Source organism: Ammoniphilus soli (assembly GCF_040813775.1).
This window is the reverse complement of the sequence record NZ_JBEGDL010000008.1, coordinates 198,374-215,356: the sequence shown is the minus strand read 5'-3', so window position 1 is coordinate 215,356 and position 16,983 is coordinate 198,374. Positions and strand designations below refer to the sequence as shown.

The window sequence follows — 16,983 nt, the reverse complement described above, 5'->3', positions numbered from 1 at the left end:
TAAATGCGTTAAAATCAACTAGATTTAATGCAATTAGAGAAATTTTTTACAGATTAATGCACACGTTAACAATATAGTGGAGTAATTACACGAATTTATAGCAAACGATGATCTCACAAGCACAGCTCAGTTAGTTCGAGTATGATGGCAATTCTTTGATAGCGATAAAGTGCAAGTTGTATTATGACTAAAATATGCAAACAATATATATGTTTACAGCCCTTCTTCTGGTCACCTATATACCGCAAATATCGATGATGCTTCCTAAATTGTTCGGTTTTTAAAATTAACAAAGAAAAAATAGGGGAGGAAGATTAGATATGGAATCCTTCATCCATGATCGTTTTATGCTAAAGAATCAAACGGCGGTTCACTTATATCACCAATATGCAAAAAATATGCCCATATATGATTACCATTGCCATTTGTCACCAAAAGAGATTGCTGAAAATAGACGCTTCAATAATATAACCGAACTATGGTTAGCCGGTGATCATTATAAATGGAGAGCATTGCGAGCACATGGCATTGATGAGCGATATATTACCGGAGATGCGAGTGACAAAGAAAAATTTGCTGCATGGGCCAGGACCGTTCCCTATACTCTAGGAAATCCCCTGTACCATTGGACCCATTTGGAGCTGAAACGCTATTTCGGCATCAATGAATTATTAAGCGAGGATAATTGGGAACGAATTTGGGACCATTGCAATGAGTTATTGAAACAGGAAGACTACTCCGTTCAAAACTTGATTAAGCGCTCTAACGTCAAAGTGATTTGTACAACCGATGATCCGACCGATGATTTGTTTTACCATGATCAAATCAAGGAACAAAAAGATTTTCCTGTGCAAGTATTGCCGACATTCCGTCCTGATAAAGGATTGGAAATCAATAAGGATACGTTTGTCCCTTTTGTAGAAGAGCTTGAAAAGGCAACAAACAAAAAATTGGCTTCCTACGAAGAATACCTAAAGGCTTTGGAAGAGCGAGTTCAATACTTTCATGAAAAAGGCTGCAGAATTTCCGATCATGGCTTAGGAGAAATCCCGTTTGCTTCATATGACGAAAGCGGCGAACTAGATGCCATTTTCGAAGCAGGACGAAAAGGCCAAGCCGTAAGCTTAGAAAACGAAAAGAAATTCAAAACGGCAACCTTAATCTTTCTGGCGAAATGCTACAAGAAGAGAGATTGGGCTATGCAAATTCATTTTGGCGCGATTCGCAATAATAATACGAAAATGTTCAAGAAACTGGGTCCAGACGCTGGATTTGATTCCATCAATGATCAAGGTCAATTGGCTGCACCATTAAATGCCTTATTGGATGCTTTTGACCAGGAAGATCATTTGCCAAAAACGATCCTTTATAACTTAAATCCAATCTACAATGATTTGGTTGGAAGTACTATGGCCAATTTCCAAACCGAACCCGGCGTGGCAGGCAAGATTCAATTCGGATCTGGCTGGTGGTTTAATGATACCAAACAAGGCATGATACGCCAGATGTCTGCTTTAGCCGATCAAGGTCTTTTGATGCATTTTGTAGGCATGCTAACCGATTCCCGAAGCTTTCTTTCTTATAGCCGGCATGAATACTTCCGACGAATCCTTTGCAATTTAATCGGGACTTGGGTAGAAGATGGGGAAATCCCGAATCATCCCGCTTTATTGAAAGAGCTAATTGAGAATATTTGCTATAACAACGCAAAAAGATATTTTAGCATTGATGTAGCTTAATCAAATTCTATCAAAGGTGGTGCCTTTCAGATGAGAATGGTATTTCGATGGTTCGGCAAGGGGAATGACCGCATCCCTTTAAGCCATATCAAGCAAATCCCTGGCGTGGAGGGCGTGGTTTGGTCCCTTCATGACATTCCGGCAGGGGAAGAATGGTCCATGGAGGATATCTTAAAGGTCCGGAAACAGGCCGAGGAATATGGCCTTAATATCGATGTCGTGGAAAGCGTCAATGTTCATGAAGACATTAAGCTAGGACTCCCAACTCGAGATCAATATATTGAAAACTATAAAAGAACCATTGTAAAGCTGGCCCAAGCTGGAGTAAAAGTCATCTGCTATAACTTCATGCCTATATTTGATTGGACCCGAACCGATCTGTACAAAGAAATGGAAGATGGATCTACTGCTCTCTTTTTTGAAAAAGCAAAAGTAGAACATATGGATCCGTTGGAATTGGCCAACAAAATATTGGATGATCCCCAATTCACCATGCCGGGATGGGAGCCTGAGAGATTAAAAGATTTATCCCGCCTGTTTGAAGCTTATAAAAATGTCGGGGAAGAAGATTTGTGGAATAACCTGAAGTACTTCCTAGAACAAATTATTCCGGTGGCGGAAGAGAATCAAATCAAGATGGCCATCCATCCTGACGATCCGCCATGGTCGATTTTCGGACTGCCAAGAATTATCACGAACAAAGAAAACATCCGAAGATTCTTAAGCTTGGTGGAGAGTCCTTACAACGGATTAACCCTTTGCAGCGGCTCTTTAGGGGCCAACCCTAACAACAACGTACCGGAGATGATCAGGGAATTTGCTGACCGGATTCACTTCGCCCATATTCGAAACGTCAAAATCTATGACAATGGGGACTTCATTGAAACCTCCCATCGGACGCAGGATGGTTCCGTTGATATTTATGATGTGGTCAGAGCTTATCATGAAAATGGTTTTACAGGGTACGCAAGGCCTGACCATGGAAGGCATATTTTCGATGAAGAATGCCGACCAGGATATGGATTATATGATCGAGCTTTAGGCATCATGTATTTATGGGGGATCTGGGATTCTTTAGAAAGAGCGAAAAAGGAGGGAACGCATGCTGCTAATTAATGGAAATCTGAAGGGAAAAACAGCCGTCATCACAGGAGGAGGAGGCGTGCTCTGCAGTGCGATGGCGATTGAATTAGGCAGACAGGGAGTCAACGTTGCGATTTTGAATCGAACGGCAGAAAAGGGAGAAAAAGTCGCAGAAGAGATTCGCCAAGCAGGAGGAAAAGCGATAGCCGTTGCTTGCAATGTGCTGGACGCAGAAAGCGTAAAAAGAGCGGAAGCCATCGTTACCGAAACCTTTGGAGCATGCGACATTCTGATCAATGGAGCGGGCGGCAACCATCCCAAGGGCGTCACGGCCAATGAAACCTTGAAGCTGGAGGATTTGGAAAAGGGAGAAATCACCACGTTCTTTGACCTCAGTGAGGAAGGATTTAACCATGTCTTCAATTTAAATATTTTAGGTACACTCATTCCGACTCAGATTTTTACAAAGAATATGCTTCAGAAAAAAGGAGCCACTGTGATCAATATGTCATCGATGAGCGCCCATTCGCCTTTGACCAAGGTTCCTGCCTATAGTGCCGCGAAGGCTGCGGTGAATAATTTCACCCAGTGGCTGGCCGTTCATTTCGCTGATGCAGGAATTCGCGTGAATGCGATTGCCCCTGGTTTCTTTCAGACGGAGCAAAATCGGAGTCTTCTAACGCATGAAGATGGTTCCCTCACGGACAGATCCAAAAAAATCTTGTCGCAGACCCCAATGGCCCGGTTCGGTAAACCTGAAGATCTGCTTGGAACCTTACTATGGCTGGCGGATGAGAACATGTCTGGCTTTGTCACGGGAATCGTGATTCCTGTAGATGGCGGCTTTATGGCATATTCCGGCGTATAAGAGGGCATAAAAACAACAAGAATCTACTAAACAACGGAGTTTAGTAGATTCTTTTAAGTAAACCAACGGAAAGGATGGATAGATATGAAGAAATGGGATGTATTGAAACGTATAACAGACATCGGAGTTGTAGCTGTCATTAGAGCGGAAAGTGTGGATCAAGCCATTGACATCTCCAATGCCTGCGCAGAGGGAGGGATCCCGGCTCTTGAAGTGACGTATACGGTTCCAGGCGCAACGGAAGTCATCATGGCCTTAGCATCAAGAAAAGAGACCAATGGTTTGATTGTTGGGGCAGGTACCGTATTGGATTCAGAAACAGCCCGTATTGCCATTTTAGCCGGAGCTGATTTTGTGGTTTCCCCAAGCTTTGATTTGGAATCCGCGAAGCTGTGCAATCGATACCAGGTGCCCTATATGGCAGGGTGCATGACGATCTCTGAAATGCTTCGGGCCATGGAAGCCGGGTGCGACATTATCAAGCTATTCCCAGGAAGCGCCTACGGACCTTCCTTTGTCAAGGACGTGAAAGGACCTCTCCCGCATGCCAACGTGATGCCAACAGGAGGGGTAAGCCTGGATAATGTCCAAGAGTGGTTTAAAAACGGCGTAATCGCTGTCGGGGTGGGAAGCCAGCTCACCAAAGGAACCGCACAGCAAATAACAGAAACAGCCAAACGATTTGTTGATAAAGTTCGGGAAGCCAGAAATTGAGGCAAGAAAAATACATACCGAGGTGGAAACGAGATCGTCCTATAATTCGGTCGTTCGGATTGATAACGGGAGAAAGTCCAATTAAAAAGTCCGCTTATTTCACCCTCTTTCTAGAAAAAAGTGAAATAGGCGGAAAAACTCCTGTTATACCCAAGACCTCAAAAAAAGACCAGTAATGGTCTTTTTTTCCTTAAGCCGATTTTACTGTGTCACGTAGTGTGCACTATTTACTCCCTCAACCGCAGGCTGCCCTGGTGCAGGTGGGGTTCCATGGATATAAGGAGGCGATGGCAAGAGTGTGGGGTTTTGTCCCATGGCTACAGGACTGGAGATATACTCGAACTGGGCCTGACCATCCATGCTTGGGCCGCTTGCCCAGCGTCCGGTTTGGCTTTCTTCCCCTTGCGAGAAATTCATAAAGGAGTAGGATACTTCTTGTTTTTCCAAATCCTGCGGGAAAGTACTTGGTACGATGGCTTTTTGATTCATTTCCAATTCCTCAATTGCTGCCATCCATTGATTTTGATGCATCGTGTCTCTCGCAATCAAGAACGAAAGCATATCCCTAACGCCTTTATCCGTTGTCATTTCATATAAACGGCAAACCTGTAGGCGACCTTGAGATTCCGCATTTAAATTGGCCCGAAAATCAGCCAGGAGATTCCCGCTTGCAATCGTGTAGCGGGCATTCCACGGGTATCCTACACTATCTGTAGGGGTTGCACCCAATCCGGATACAATGCCATGCTGTGGATTCATTCCGCCTAAAACCGTTTTAATAATGGAATCTTCCACGTTTGTTCCACCTAAAACGGCATTCAGTACAGGATTTTCAGCTGCCTGTTCCTGTTCCCGGACAGGAGCATTATCCAGCAATTGGGCAATCATCGTAGCCAGCATTTCCACATGCGCCATTTCTTCGGTCCCAATATCCAGGAGCATATCGCGGTACTTTTGCTCCCCCCTGCAGTTCCACCCTTGAAATAAATATTGAATCATGACCGTAATTTCGCCAAATTGACCCCCAAGAACTTCTTGCAGCTTTTTCGCGTAAACCGGATCAGACCTGTCGGGCTTAGCATTGTATTGCAGTTCCTTTATATGAAAAAACATGTTGGGTCCCCCTTATTTTGTGAGTCCAAGATATTTTTGCCTTATTGGCCGGAGATAAACAGGGGAGGGGAAGGTGAATAATGGAAAAAGAAATAATAAAGAACCCCTCTTTGCATTTAAAAAGGGGTTTCTGCGATTTTTAATTGATGCCTCAATTGGATAAAAGAATCAACGATCTCCGGTTCAAAAAATACTCCTTTTTGCTCTTGTATAAAAGATAATGCCTTTTCTACCGGCCAAGCCTCTTTATAGGCACGTCGGCACGTCAGAGCGTCAAATACATCGATCACGGATACTACCCTGGCTTCGAAGGGTATTTCCTGCCCTTTTAGGCGAGATGGATATCCGCTTCCATCCCATTTTTCGTGATGGTGAAGGATGATATTTCGGGTAATTTCGTGATGTTCCTGTAACAGATCCGTTTCGAATTCCTTGGAGATTTTGTTAAAAATATCAACGCCAACTAACGGATGCGTTTCAATAATCATTCTTTCATAATGAGATAAAGAGCCGGGTTTATACAAGATTCCTTCCGGTATTCCGGCTTTACCAATATCATGGAGGATGCTGGAGTTTGCCACATGCTCCATATATTCCTCAGAAAGACCAAGACGGCATCTCTGGTTATGGAAAAAAACGAGTTTTTTGGTCAACTTCTGAACCCTTTTTAAATGGTCTTCAATCCCCGGATCCTGAATTTCACAGGAAATGGCTAGCACTCTTAAAAGCTCCGTACGCAATTGAAGGATTTTTCTCCTGGAGATATAAGTTCCTTCACGAAGCTGCTCCAGCTCACGGAATATGCCAACATAGTAAACATTACCGTCCTGTTCAATGGGTGTTATGGTCATGGAAGAATGCCATAAATCTCCGTTTTTCTTTCTATTAATGAAAACCCCTGACCACGAACGGCCTTCTTTAAGTGTTTGCTTGAGCTGATTGAATGTAGACGAAGGAGTCATATGGGATTTAAAGAATCCAGCTCTCAGGCCCCGTACTTCCTTTGCAAAGTAACCTGCGATCCTTTCATAAGCTTCATTGACTTCCAGAACGATATGATGTTCATCTGTGATGACAACGGCATCGGCTAAGCGAAGATAATGACTGAACCATGTTGCGGTTTGTTCCATAGGCCCCCCCAATCAGCTATATATTTTTTCTTAGCTTCCAATATAGTATTAATTAAAATATTTTACCATAAGATCCAAATGTCAGCGTGTGATATTCTTTATAGCTATTATAGGATGAAATGGATATACAGACCATGCTTGTCCCTTAAGGGGTTGAAAAAAAGCGGAGAAACTCGTTCTCCGCTTATATTAAGGAGGAGTCTAAGGGGCTTTTACAAGTGGTGGATGTTACGGGTTAATTACCAAGCGCGGCTAATAATGACAAGCAAAATGTAAAGGACCAGAATGAAGGCAATGCCTCCGCCGTACCCTACTGCACTCATATAGTTCAGCCTCCTTTCTTTTAGAAGGTACTATAGTATATGAAAAGTAGAGAGAGACGTAAGGGCAAGTATAGTAGGGTAGTTGTGGATTTATTGAAGCGGTTATCTAGAGGCCTTTGATAGAAATAAGCGGAGAAACTCCGACTATAGTTAAATATTTTAAGATTTCAAGCAAAATAACCGGAGTTTTTCCTGCTAATGAAGATAAATAGGATGTTTTCAGGAGGGTTTTATCGATATTAGCCAGACTATTTCCAGTTATTCTCTCGTTTTGGGTCCCATTTTTTGAAATAACTGGATTTTCTCCCGTTATGGCCTGGAACGCTTACATATCCATAATTCTCCATTATGCCACCACATTGGATTTATTTTTCAAAAACTCAGCCAATGCCGCTAAAGCTTCTATTTCATCACTGCCTTCCGCTTCAATGTTAATCTTCATTCCATTGTGAATGCTCATTAGCATTAGTCCCAGAACACTCTTGCCATCTGCTGTTGCATGATCCTTTTTCAGCTTAATAGCGGATCTATATTTGCTTGCAACTTTTGCAAATTCCACAGCACGCCTAGAAGAGAATTTGGTGATACATACTTGTTTGGAAACCATAATCTTTCACCCCTTTATAAAAATGAGCTCCTCACTGAAGACCGACTCTGATGATTTCATTATAGATAGGTCCGCAAAAAAGCGCTTTAATTTTGTTAGATTTTCCCACGCTAAAATTAAGTAAGAATGAGTCCAAAAGAGATCACAGAAATATATTGTCAGATTTTCGAATAATAACAAAAGGAAAAGACCAATTACGCCTATGAATTGTTGGCCTTTTCCTGCTCAATTGCCTTTTTCTTTCGTAACGCAGCTATTCCTAGCAAAAGCAAAGGGAAACACAGTCCAAACGTAAGCGAATAGGCGGTCCAATGAACAAACACTACCGTCTGGTAATGTACCATATTCGGACTCAGGACAAGAGAGAAGACTACGACGATTATTCCTAATGGGTAAGTCAAGAACCGATAGCCTCTCAAGTTAAAGATCTGGGCGAGACCCAAGCAGGAAGCGTAAAAGCAAATCGTCACTTTAAAAAAAATCGTTACAAACCATATTCCCGCCATAAGCGCTTCTACCCGTTGAAAAAAATCTCCCACATTGATTTTTTTTGCCAAATAGTAGGCAGGGGCAAAATGGACCGAAGTATTGCTTGCTCCGAGAACGGCGATACATAAGAAAGTTATCACAAGCAAGAAGCATCCCCCCATGAAGGTTCCGGTCAAAAAAGATTTTTTGGCCCCAGCAATCCGGTTCACATAAGGGAAAACCATTAAAAAAATAGAAAGCTGCAAGAAGGGATTTCCAAGAAATCGAAACGAGCTCATGATGACCGGCTCGATTCCTTTCCCCAGTATGGGTTGGATTTTTACCGTTTCGATCTGATTGGCAACGGATAAAGAAAGAAGAGCAAATAGAAAAAAGATCCAGGGAAAAAGAAGCTCTCCCACTCGGGATATCGGTTCAAGCCCCAGTCTTACGCCCATGATGACCACGGCCAGGAAAAAAATATGGACCGCCTGAATGGGCGTTTCCTGCATGATCTCAATGGTCATGAAGGCGCCGATTTGCCGAAGGAAAACGGCTGTGCTGTGAATAAAATAGAACACAAAGACCAGGCTAACCGCTTTTCCCAGCCACTTGCCCAAAAGCTCTTCCGCGTATTCCATTAGGTTTTTCCCTGGGAACAGGCTGCCCAGAGCATTGTACAAAAGAATCAACCCCATCCCCATCCCGATGTCAAAAATGAGGGTAATCCAGGCATCCTGTTTGTTGTGCTCGGCAAGTTCAGCTGGCAGGATCAAAACGCTGCCGCCAATGGTAAAAAAGAAAACCAGGATGGCAAACTGGCGTGCCGTGATCTTTCCGTTTTCAATCATCAATGTCACCTTATTTCTATTTTGGCAGTCCGAATAATGCTTTTGTGATGGGGGCATAAATCGCTGTTACTGCATCCTGGGGATTGGGAAGATCAATTTGCAGCGATTCGGCAATGCTTAAACCGGCACCTAATAGGAGCAGGAAGCAAAAGACCCCCATTTCCCTTTTCCATCCCTGCTTCCAAAGAGTTGGTATTTCTAGAATGGCGATACCAATGATTACCGCTGCAATTCCAAATAGAGCCACCATATGCATTCCTCCTATCGCTTTTCCTGAAAAGGATCACCGATCACTCCCGTTCGCCTGATTTTTACGTTCGTTTTCACATCGACGGTGAGTTGCGGGAAGATCTGATTCCAGTCGCTTTTTCTTTCCTCCCAAAAAGCTGGATCAGCACGGTTAATCGCTTCGCCAAAGCCGAAGATGTCCGACCGGTACGCTTTCTGGGCTTTGCGGATCGAGGCTTCCATGAGCTCCTGGAGATTTTTTTCAGCTATCTTCTCCAGCTGAGCAATAGATTCCGTACGCATGATATCTATCGAGCAGAGGACCTCCTCGATATCGCTTTCCACCTGCACTTCCACATCGATTCGGGGTTTTCCCTTTTCCACATGGCCCTTTATCTTGCTTTCAGCACGGACAGACCGGAGGGCCATTTTCCCCCCTTCGGGGCAAGGGACAATGCCGAGCGTCTGTTCAACATTGCCCAGGATATAGTTCAGCCCTTTGCTTTCCCTCTCGCTTAACCAGCCGACGAGTTTCCCTGATTGATCAAACGCGGCGATACCGGAAAGCTGCAAAAGCGCTGAAGGGTTCGCCTTTTCAATGTTCGCTTTTTCAGAAGACTTTTCCTTATCCCCCCAAACCCGGATTCCGCCAATAGCTGGATTTTTCCCTTCACTGGACAAATCGGACAGCAGTTCGTCTAGTGTAACCCCAATGGTTGGCGCCCACGTGATTTCCATTCGTTCTAACATGCGCATAATACTGTTGGAAGGCAGCTTCTCTAACGGCGTTAGCACCTTCAGGATATCTTCTGCTTTCTGCCCTCTGGCAACCAAAACAAAAAAATCAGGCCGCACTTGTCTGACTCTGGAAAACAAATCCAGCGACTCGGTAATTCCTTCCCGCGCCAACTCTTCACCAATCACAAGGACGCGGAGGTGGGCGGGATACAGCACTCGAGGGCTCATGACTTTTCTTATGGCTTCGGACAAGGTATCTCCGGTTGCTGTGTATAAAATGACCGGTGCATATCCCGATCCGCCCTTCTGGGAAGCGACTTCTTTCGGATCCGCGACTTGGACTGAAATCAAGTATTGGTTGCCCGATTTCTCGATACTCATTCCAAGAACAATCGCCAGTTCATTCAATTCCTTCCGGCTCCAGCATCCGGAGAGCAGAAGCAGCGAAAGGAGACACAGCATGAATAGGCTCCTTTTTCGATTCATCAATACATGATTCACCCCCTTTTTCGTTTAGAAGAAGTTGGGCTTTGCTGGCGGGTGATATTACGCTGGTTAATCAATCGGGGGCGTACCGACAATCCCCATTGGGGCAGGCGGAAGATCGCATCCTTTTGGTCCGCTAGGTTAAAGGGAGCCATAGGGGACATGTAAGGAACACCGAATGACCGAAGGCTGGTCAAATGAAGCAATAAGGCGATAATCCCCAGCAGGATTCCAAATAAGCCAAACGCTGCTCCCAGCCCGATAAACCCAAAGCGCAAGATCCTTATCGCTATCGCCATATTAAAAGCGGGAAGGACAAAATTGGCGATGGCCGTTATGGAGACCACAATAACCATCGCGGCCGAGACGATTCCAGCTTCCACCGCCGCTTGTCCGATAACCAAAGCCCCAACAATCGAAACCGCTTGGCCTACTGCTCTCGGCATGCGTACCCCGGCCTCGCGGAGAATCTCAAAGGCGACTTCCATCATAAGAGCTTCGATGAAGGCGGGGAATGGCACACCCTCACGCTGTGAAGCCAAGCTGATCAGAAGCGGGGTGGGGAGCATTTCCTGATGGAAGGTCGTAATGGCGACATAGAGGGAAGGGCCGAATAAGGCTATTCCCAAAGCCAAATAGCGGAGTATGCGGAGCAGGCCGAAGTCGGAACGGTGGTAGTAGTCTTCGGCCGCTTGCAAATATTGCACAAACAAAGCCGGGACGAGAAGAACGAAGGGGGTCCCATCTACGAAAATGGCAATTCGCCCTTCCAATAGTCCGGCAGCAATTACGTCTGGACGTTCCGTATTGTAAATCGTAGGAAAAGGGGTAAACGTCTCGTCCTGAATCAGCTCCTCAATATAACCGCTCTCCAGGATACCATCGATGTCGATCTCGCCGAGGCGCTGACGAACTTCGTCTATTATCTTGTCATCGGCTATCCCCTTCACGTACATGATAGCAACATTCGTTTGCGTAACCCGGCCGATCTTTTGGCTTTCCATCCAAAGGTTTGGGTCTTTAATTCTCCTGCGCACCAAAGCGGTATTCGTGCGAAGTGATTCAGAAAACGCTTCACGGGGTCCCCTGATTACTGTTTGAGCGGACGCTTCGGTAACTCCCCGATCTTCCCAGCCTTCCGTACTGACCGCAAGCGCCTTATCGTGCCCGTCCACAAGGATAATCGTTTGTCCTGATAATAGGGAAGATAAGAGCTGGCCAAGATCATCGACTTCCTGAATATCCCCATTGGTTAGGACCTTTTCCTTCAATCGCGTCAGAAGATTTCCTTGTTGCATGATTTGCTTCCAATCTTTCTCATCGATATTTAACATCATTAGGGATGCCATGATGGATTCATAGATCGTCTGGTTATTTGCAAGACCATCGGTAAAAAATAAGGCAGCTTTTAGCTCAGTGGATCGGCCGATCATGATTTCCCTCGAGATGATATCCGGACTGTTGCCAACTCTCGCTTTGATGCACCTTATGTTTTCCTGCAGATGGGCATGAAGCGGCTGCTTTTCGTTGAAAATCCCATCTTTCCGGGATGGAGGAGAGCTTGCTGCGTTAAAGATTCGTTTGATCGCTTGTTTCAGGAATTTCATAACATGCCCCATTGATTGTTTTAGTACCAATTATTCCCACTCGAAATGAACTTAGACGAATGGGTGCCATTTTTCGCAGGTTTAGGAATAAAACGAAGAAGCCCCATTCTTATTAGAATAGGGCTTCGCCACGCTTGCTTATTTATTTGCCATCTTTTCAATGGAACGTCGCATCGGTGCCGCCGCTGGTTTATGGTGCAGAAGATAATAAAGGACCAGGGTGCTGAAAGCCGTCAATCCGGCAATGAGAAACATGGTATGATAGCTGGTTTTTCCTGCGATGAGACCCAGGATATAAGAGCCTAAACCATAGCCCGTATCAAAAAAAAGAAAGAAGGTTCCTGTAGCCAGTCCGCCCCTGTGCTTCGGTGCAGCCTTGATCGCAATCGTTTGGAAACAGGGAAGAAGGGCTCCGAATCCAAGGCCCACGATGGCTCCTGAAAACAAGAAAGTCGTGATGGATTCGACTTGGCTAAGAGCGACCATTCCTATGGAAAACAATAGAATTCCTGGGTAGACGAGAACATGCTCCCCTTGGCGATCAAGCAGCTTCCCGGTAAGCGGCCGCGATAGGATAATCACTGCAGCAAAGACTACAAAGAAATAACTGGCTGAGCTGGATAGCCCAATCTCTTTAGCGTAAACGGAAATAAACGTAGCGATCGTACAGTAAGAGAAGGCTAGCATTAATCCGGTTAAAGCAATGGGAATGGCCTTGGGTTCGATGTAGCTTTTCCAGCCTGTCAGCTGCTCTCCTTTTGGCTGTGGCACTCGATTCGGTGTTTGCACGTTAACCCCGAACAGAAAGGAAAGGAAGGAAAAAAGAATACAGACATAGAGTACGAAGCTATAGCTTAAATGCTCTAAAACAACCAATCCGATAAACGGACCAAGAACCATGGCTAGACTCATGCAGAGTCCAAAATAGCCAACCCCTTCTCCTTTCCGGCTGTCTGGTATAAGCTGGATGGCCATCGCCCCTGTCATCGTTGTCGCGGAGCCAAATCCAATGCCATGGATGAAACGCAAGAGAAGGAGGGCAAGCAGGCTTTGCACTCCTAGGTACATCACGGTACAGCTAAAAAACAGCGCGAGAGCAAATAAGACGAGCTTTCTCGGATTATACTGGTCAATCCATTTCCCTGCTAAAGGCCGCAGGAGGATGGTGGATATAATAAATACGGTGATGGTTAACCCAATGTCTTGTTCACCGCCTCCAAGATCTTCTTTTACGTAGATAGGGAGGGTAACTGCTAACATATAAAACGTCATAAACAGAAAAAAACTGCTTAAACATACGAACACAAAATCGCGTGTCCATAACTTTTGATTTTGCACTTCTATCTCTCCATTTCTTTGATCAGCTTTGTGGATTGATCTGTAATTTGTTTGAGCCATTTCTTGAGTTGTTCCACCTGCTGGTCGGGAAGCCCTGTCAAGGCACTCTGGATCACTTCTTGCTCGATGGGAGTAAGCTTTTCATTCAATAAACGTCCTTCTTCCGTAAGTACAGCCAAGAAGGATCTTCGATCCTCCGGATTCGGTTTTCTTTTGGCAAGTCCTTTTCTTTCCAATTGATCAAAAATTCGTGCTACATTGGTCTGGTCCTTTCCTACTCGAAGAGAAAGATCTTTCTGATTGATTCCATCTTGTTCAGCTAGACGATTCAATACCGTCCATTGCTCCGGGGTAATGCCAAATGGCTGAAAGTGAATGGTAAGGAGCTGACTTATCCGGCGGCCGGCATTGTTAATGAGAAACCCTAAAGATTGATCTAGATTCAACGGTTTTAACTCCCTTTCATTTATATGCTATAGCAATTATATTCATAGCATATGAAACATGTCAATGGTTATTAGATGGAACTACTGTCGACTAAATTTACTTGTCTAAACAAATGTTATTCTTTAATATTTAAATGAACCAAGTGAGAGCTGCTTAGATATATAAACGAAAGAAGGTTTAGAATGCAAAATCAAAAAATAGATAAGCAACAAGCAGGAGAGAAGCTCATTCGGGTTGTCGCTTTTACGCTGATTATTTCCGTTATGAACGCTACGATGTTTAATATCGCCCTTCCTTCCATTGCCCAAGAATTCACGCTTACTGCTTCTCAAGTAAGCTGGGTCGTCACCGCTTATATTATTATTTACGCGGTGGGTTCCGTGACCTATGGGAAATTGGCCGACAAACTTCCACTGAAAGATTTGCTTACGATCGGCTTTACCCTTTTTGCGCTTGGCTCCCTTGTTGGCTTTGCGGCTACAGAATTCTGGATGATCATTTTAGGCCGGGTTTTACAGTCCATGGGGGCATCTGTCATTCCAGCGACGGCGATGGTCATTCCGATCCGTTATTTCTCGCCTGCTACACGAGGCAGGGCCCTCGGAATTACTTCTTCGGGCTTAGCCTTAGGGGCAGCCATTGGTCCTGTCGTGGCAGGTCTAGTCACCACTTTATCGGATTGGCGCTATCTCTTTGGCTTATCCTTGCTGGTTTTACTTACCTTGCCATACTACCGGAAGTACCTGGATTCTGAAACAGGCAATGATGGGAGCATCGATCTTTTGGGCGGATCCTTGCTTGCTGTAACCATCACGTTTTTCCTGCTTGGGATCACAAAAGGTTCCTTGGTTTTATCGCTGGTCGGTTTAGTCTTATTGTTCCTATTCTTAATGCGCATAAAACAGGCGAGAGAACCTTTTATTGCCCCGAGCCTGTTCCTGAATAAGCAATATTCGATAGCACTACTGGTTAGTTTTTTAACCAATGCCGTAAGTTTTGGGATTCCCTTTCTCATCCCGCAGATGCTGGCAGGCTTGAACCACTTGTCTCCGGCCTGGATCGGTTTTACCTTGTTTCCGGGGGCCATTATCGCTTCCCTATTAGGCAGAACCGGAGGGAAGCTAGCGGATAAGAAGGGCAACGTATTTCTCGTTACCTTGGCAGCCGCGTTGCAATTTTCATCCTTTTTTCTGCTGTCGATTTCCGCAGGCCTATCCAATTTGATCATTATCTGGTTCCTCATTTTAGGGAATATTGGCCAAACCTTTATCCAGATTGGCCTATCGAATACCGTCTCCAGAACCTTATCCAAAGGCCAAGCTGGAGTGGGGATGGGATTGTATATGATGTTTAATTTCATCGCCGGTGCGATAGCTACAACGGTCTATGGGAAAGTCCTGGATTCCCAAGGAACCGATATTCAATGGAATCCGCTGCTGATCAATCATGATGCGGCGTTATTCAGTAATATCTTCTTTGTCCTTACGTTAATGGTAATTATGATTACAGCTGTATTTATTCTCCAGTTTGGCCATCGAAAAAAGAAAAAAGAGTTAGACCCAAAGCTCGATGTGAAAAAAGCTTAAAAATATAGGAAGAGGAAGGCTGACTTTAAACCAAGGTTTGGAGCAGCCTGTTTCTTTTGGCTTGCCAACTTTATAGTATTGAATTTTCTTGCAGCATGTAAGAGAATGGATAAGTGGCAAGGAGTGTGAAGGAAGATGAGAGTAAAATCATCCGTTCTCAAACTGACAGCAAAAGTGGAAGAATTAGCCGAAAAGATTTTGAATGAGGTAGAAGGAAGTCTTCTCGAAGCGACCAACAACGATGATTTAGAGCATGATGCGGCAAAAAGCATAGAGGCCGCGAAGGCTTATGGGACAAGGGACTTTGATGAGGCCATTGTCTATCTGGCCCAAAAGATGGGCAGCATTGTGGATAGTACGGGGATCGTTAACAAGCGGCAGTTTAAGATTAATGAATTGTCTAGGCGAATCATTACGAAAGTAAAAGATTTAAGAACGGAAAAAAATCGACAAATAAATCGAGTCGATACCAACCTGCTTACTCACTCTCCATTTTTCATTGGCGGCAAAAGGAAACAGGTGGAAGAGGGCAATAAGGTCCTGATCGATAAAAATGGACTTAAGCAGCTTACATACGAAAACCATAAAGGCAAGTTCCTCAGCATGTTTGATGCTAAGACATTGTTTGCCCTGTTTGGCATTTGGGAGGACCAAGGAAAAAAGGAATGGTTTTCTTTTAATGAGTATGAGTTGCTTCAACGCATGAACCTGGACCGAGGAGGCGGAAAGCAATACAAAATGGTCCGGGATTCTCTCGAGACCTTGCGAAGCACAGAGGTCGTTCTAAAAGAATACTACGAAAAGGCAAAAGGAAGAACCATTATCACCAAAAGCTTTTATCTCGTCACCGCTAGAAATTTAATTGAGAATGAGCAAGAGGATGGTAAAATCCGGTCACGCGAATATCAGTTCCAATTTTCTCCCTATATTCTGCAATCATTAAAAGAAGGCTACTATTCTTTAGTGAGCCTGGCCATCCTTGATGAACTGAGGCTTGACTCATCCAAAGGGATGTATATTACCCTGAGTGCCTTAAAAGGGATGGCTCCTGAAGAACAAAGCAAATTCTATCACGGAGATGGCTTCTTTGAAATTCCTCTAGAGACGATTTACCATCACTTGCATCTCACGGATATTGACAGAAAAAATAAGGCAACCATAAAAAAAGCATGCGAAGACTTGAAATCGCTCGAGATTATTTCCGATTATAAACTCGCCGGGGAGGGAAGGAAGGCAGATTCGATTCGACTTTATCCTTCCAAATGGTTTAATGATTTAATGAGCGGGAACCTGAAACAGATTGCAGCAAAGTCCTCATAAAACAAAAAAAGAAGTGTACCTTAACGTACGCTTCTTTTTTTCTTTTGATTTTAAATTTTTTTTGTACGTTAAAGTACACCTGCTGTACGTGAAGGTACACCAATCGCCGTTTCAAAATGTGTACGTTAAAGTACACTAAAGCTGTGGATAATGTTTGTTCTGTGGATATCTTGAATTGTACGTTAAAGTACACTACTTTTTGGGCCTTGACGATGAATAAAGCGTACGCGATAGTACACTAATCAAACGGATAGACACAATTGTTTCATTTCACACTAAAATCAAGGATTCGCCAATTTGCGACAGCATTTTTAACGTTTTTTTGTCTTCCCCCACT

At 44.3% G+C, this 16,983-nt stretch carries 16 protein-coding genes; 6 read left to right on the top strand and 10 right to left on the bottom strand.

All coding sequences use genetic code 11. From position 1 onward, the window contains the following. The first annotated feature begins 320 nt into the window (after positions 1-320). The 4 genes from uxaC (at position 321) to ABLT31_RS17420 (ending at position 4,404) form a co-directional block, all read left to right on the top strand. The gene (gene uxaC, locus ABLT31_RS17435) at positions 321-1,739 is read left to right on the top strand and encodes a glucuronate isomerase (protein ID WP_367753868.1); all 1,419 of its coding nucleotides are present in this window, start codon (positions 321-323) and stop codon (positions 1,737-1,739) included. A gap of 30 nt (positions 1,740-1,769) precedes the next feature. Further along, positions 1,770-2,855, top strand: a complete 1,086-nt coding sequence (gene uxuA, locus ABLT31_RS17430) for a mannonate dehydratase (RefSeq protein WP_367753866.1) — start codon at positions 1,770-1,772, stop codon at positions 2,853-2,855. Then, on the top strand, positions 2,842-3,690 hold the full coding sequence (locus ABLT31_RS17425) for an SDR family oxidoreductase (protein WP_367753865.1): 849 nt from the start codon (positions 2,842-2,844) through the stop codon (positions 3,688-3,690). Before uxuA ends, ABLT31_RS17425 begins: the two co-directional genes overlap by 14 nt. A gap of 84 nt (positions 3,691-3,774) precedes the next feature. Beyond that, positions 3,775-4,404 (top strand): bifunctional 2-keto-4-hydroxyglutarate aldolase/2-keto-3-deoxy-6-phosphogluconate aldolase, encoded by a 630-nt coding sequence (locus tag ABLT31_RS17420; protein ID WP_367753863.1) that lies wholly within the window; start codon positions 3,775-3,777, stop codon positions 4,402-4,404. 201 nt (positions 4,405-4,605) lie between these two features. Here ABLT31_RS17420 and ABLT31_RS17415 read toward each other — a convergent pair whose 3' ends face one another. From ABLT31_RS17415 to ABLT31_RS17370, 10 genes are all read right to left on the bottom strand, one after another. Continuing rightward, complete coding sequence (locus ABLT31_RS17415) at positions 4,606-5,517, bottom strand: manganese catalase family protein (RefSeq protein WP_367753861.1); 912 nt, start codon at positions 5,515-5,517, stop codon at positions 4,606-4,608. Between the two features lie 116 nt (positions 5,518-5,633). Continuing rightward, the gene (locus ABLT31_RS17410; RefSeq protein WP_367753859.1) at positions 5,634-6,647 is read right to left on the bottom strand and encodes an HD domain-containing phosphohydrolase; all 1,014 of its coding nucleotides are present in this window, start codon (positions 6,645-6,647) and stop codon (positions 5,634-5,636) included. Between the two features lie 239 nt (positions 6,648-6,886). Beyond that, on the bottom strand, positions 6,887-6,970 hold the full coding sequence (locus tag ABLT31_RS17405) for a YjcZ family sporulation protein (protein WP_367753966.1): 84 nt from the start codon (positions 6,968-6,970) through the stop codon (positions 6,887-6,889). Positions 6,971-7,316: 346 nt separating this feature from the next. Continuing rightward, positions 7,317-7,577, bottom strand: coding sequence for an HPr family phosphocarrier protein (locus tag ABLT31_RS17400; RefSeq protein WP_367753857.1), 261 nt, complete (start codon positions 7,575-7,577; stop codon positions 7,317-7,319). Positions 7,578-7,777: 200 nt separating this feature from the next. Further along, positions 7,778-8,896: a GerAB/ArcD/ProY family transporter gene (locus ABLT31_RS17395; protein ID WP_367753855.1), complete on the bottom strand. Its 1,119-nt coding sequence runs from the start codon at positions 8,894-8,896 to the stop codon at positions 7,778-7,780. Between the two features lie 16 nt (positions 8,897-8,912). Next, positions 8,913-9,146 (bottom strand): hypothetical protein, encoded by a 234-nt coding sequence (locus tag ABLT31_RS17390; protein WP_367753853.1) that lies wholly within the window; start codon positions 9,144-9,146, stop codon positions 8,913-8,915. Between the two features lie 11 nt (positions 9,147-9,157). Continuing rightward, positions 9,158-10,348: a Ger(x)C family spore germination protein gene (locus ABLT31_RS17385; RefSeq protein ID WP_367753852.1), complete on the bottom strand. Its 1,191-nt coding sequence runs from the start codon at positions 10,346-10,348 to the stop codon at positions 9,158-9,160. Between the two features lie 11 nt (positions 10,349-10,359). After that, positions 10,360-11,955, bottom strand: a complete 1,596-nt coding sequence (locus ABLT31_RS17380; RefSeq protein WP_367753850.1) for a spore germination protein — start codon at positions 11,953-11,955, stop codon at positions 10,360-10,362. A 138-nt stretch (positions 11,956-12,093) separates the two neighbouring features. Next, positions 12,094-13,293 carry an MFS transporter gene (locus tag ABLT31_RS17375; RefSeq protein WP_367753848.1) on the bottom strand — a complete coding sequence of 400 codons (1,200 nt, stop codon included), beginning with the start codon at positions 13,291-13,293 and terminating at the stop codon, positions 12,094-12,096. 2 nt (positions 13,294-13,295) lie between these two features. Next, the gene (locus tag ABLT31_RS17370; RefSeq protein WP_367753847.1) at positions 13,296-13,739 is read right to left on the bottom strand and encodes a MarR family winged helix-turn-helix transcriptional regulator; all 444 of its coding nucleotides are present in this window, start codon (positions 13,737-13,739) and stop codon (positions 13,296-13,298) included. A 183-nt stretch (positions 13,740-13,922) separates the two neighbouring features. On the opposite strand from ABLT31_RS17370, the gene ABLT31_RS17365 reads away from it, so the two are divergent. Together ABLT31_RS17365 and ABLT31_RS17360 are read left to right on the top strand one after the other, a co-directional pair. Continuing rightward, positions 13,923-15,326: an MFS transporter gene (locus ABLT31_RS17365; protein ID WP_367753846.1), complete on the top strand. Its 1,404-nt coding sequence runs from the start codon at positions 13,923-13,925 to the stop codon at positions 15,324-15,326. A gap of 135 nt (positions 15,327-15,461) precedes the next feature. Continuing rightward, positions 15,462-16,646, top strand: a complete 1,185-nt coding sequence (locus ABLT31_RS17360) for a replication initiation protein (RefSeq protein WP_367753845.1) — start codon at positions 15,462-15,464, stop codon at positions 16,644-16,646. The last annotated feature ends 337 nt before the right edge of the window (positions 16,647-16,983 follow it).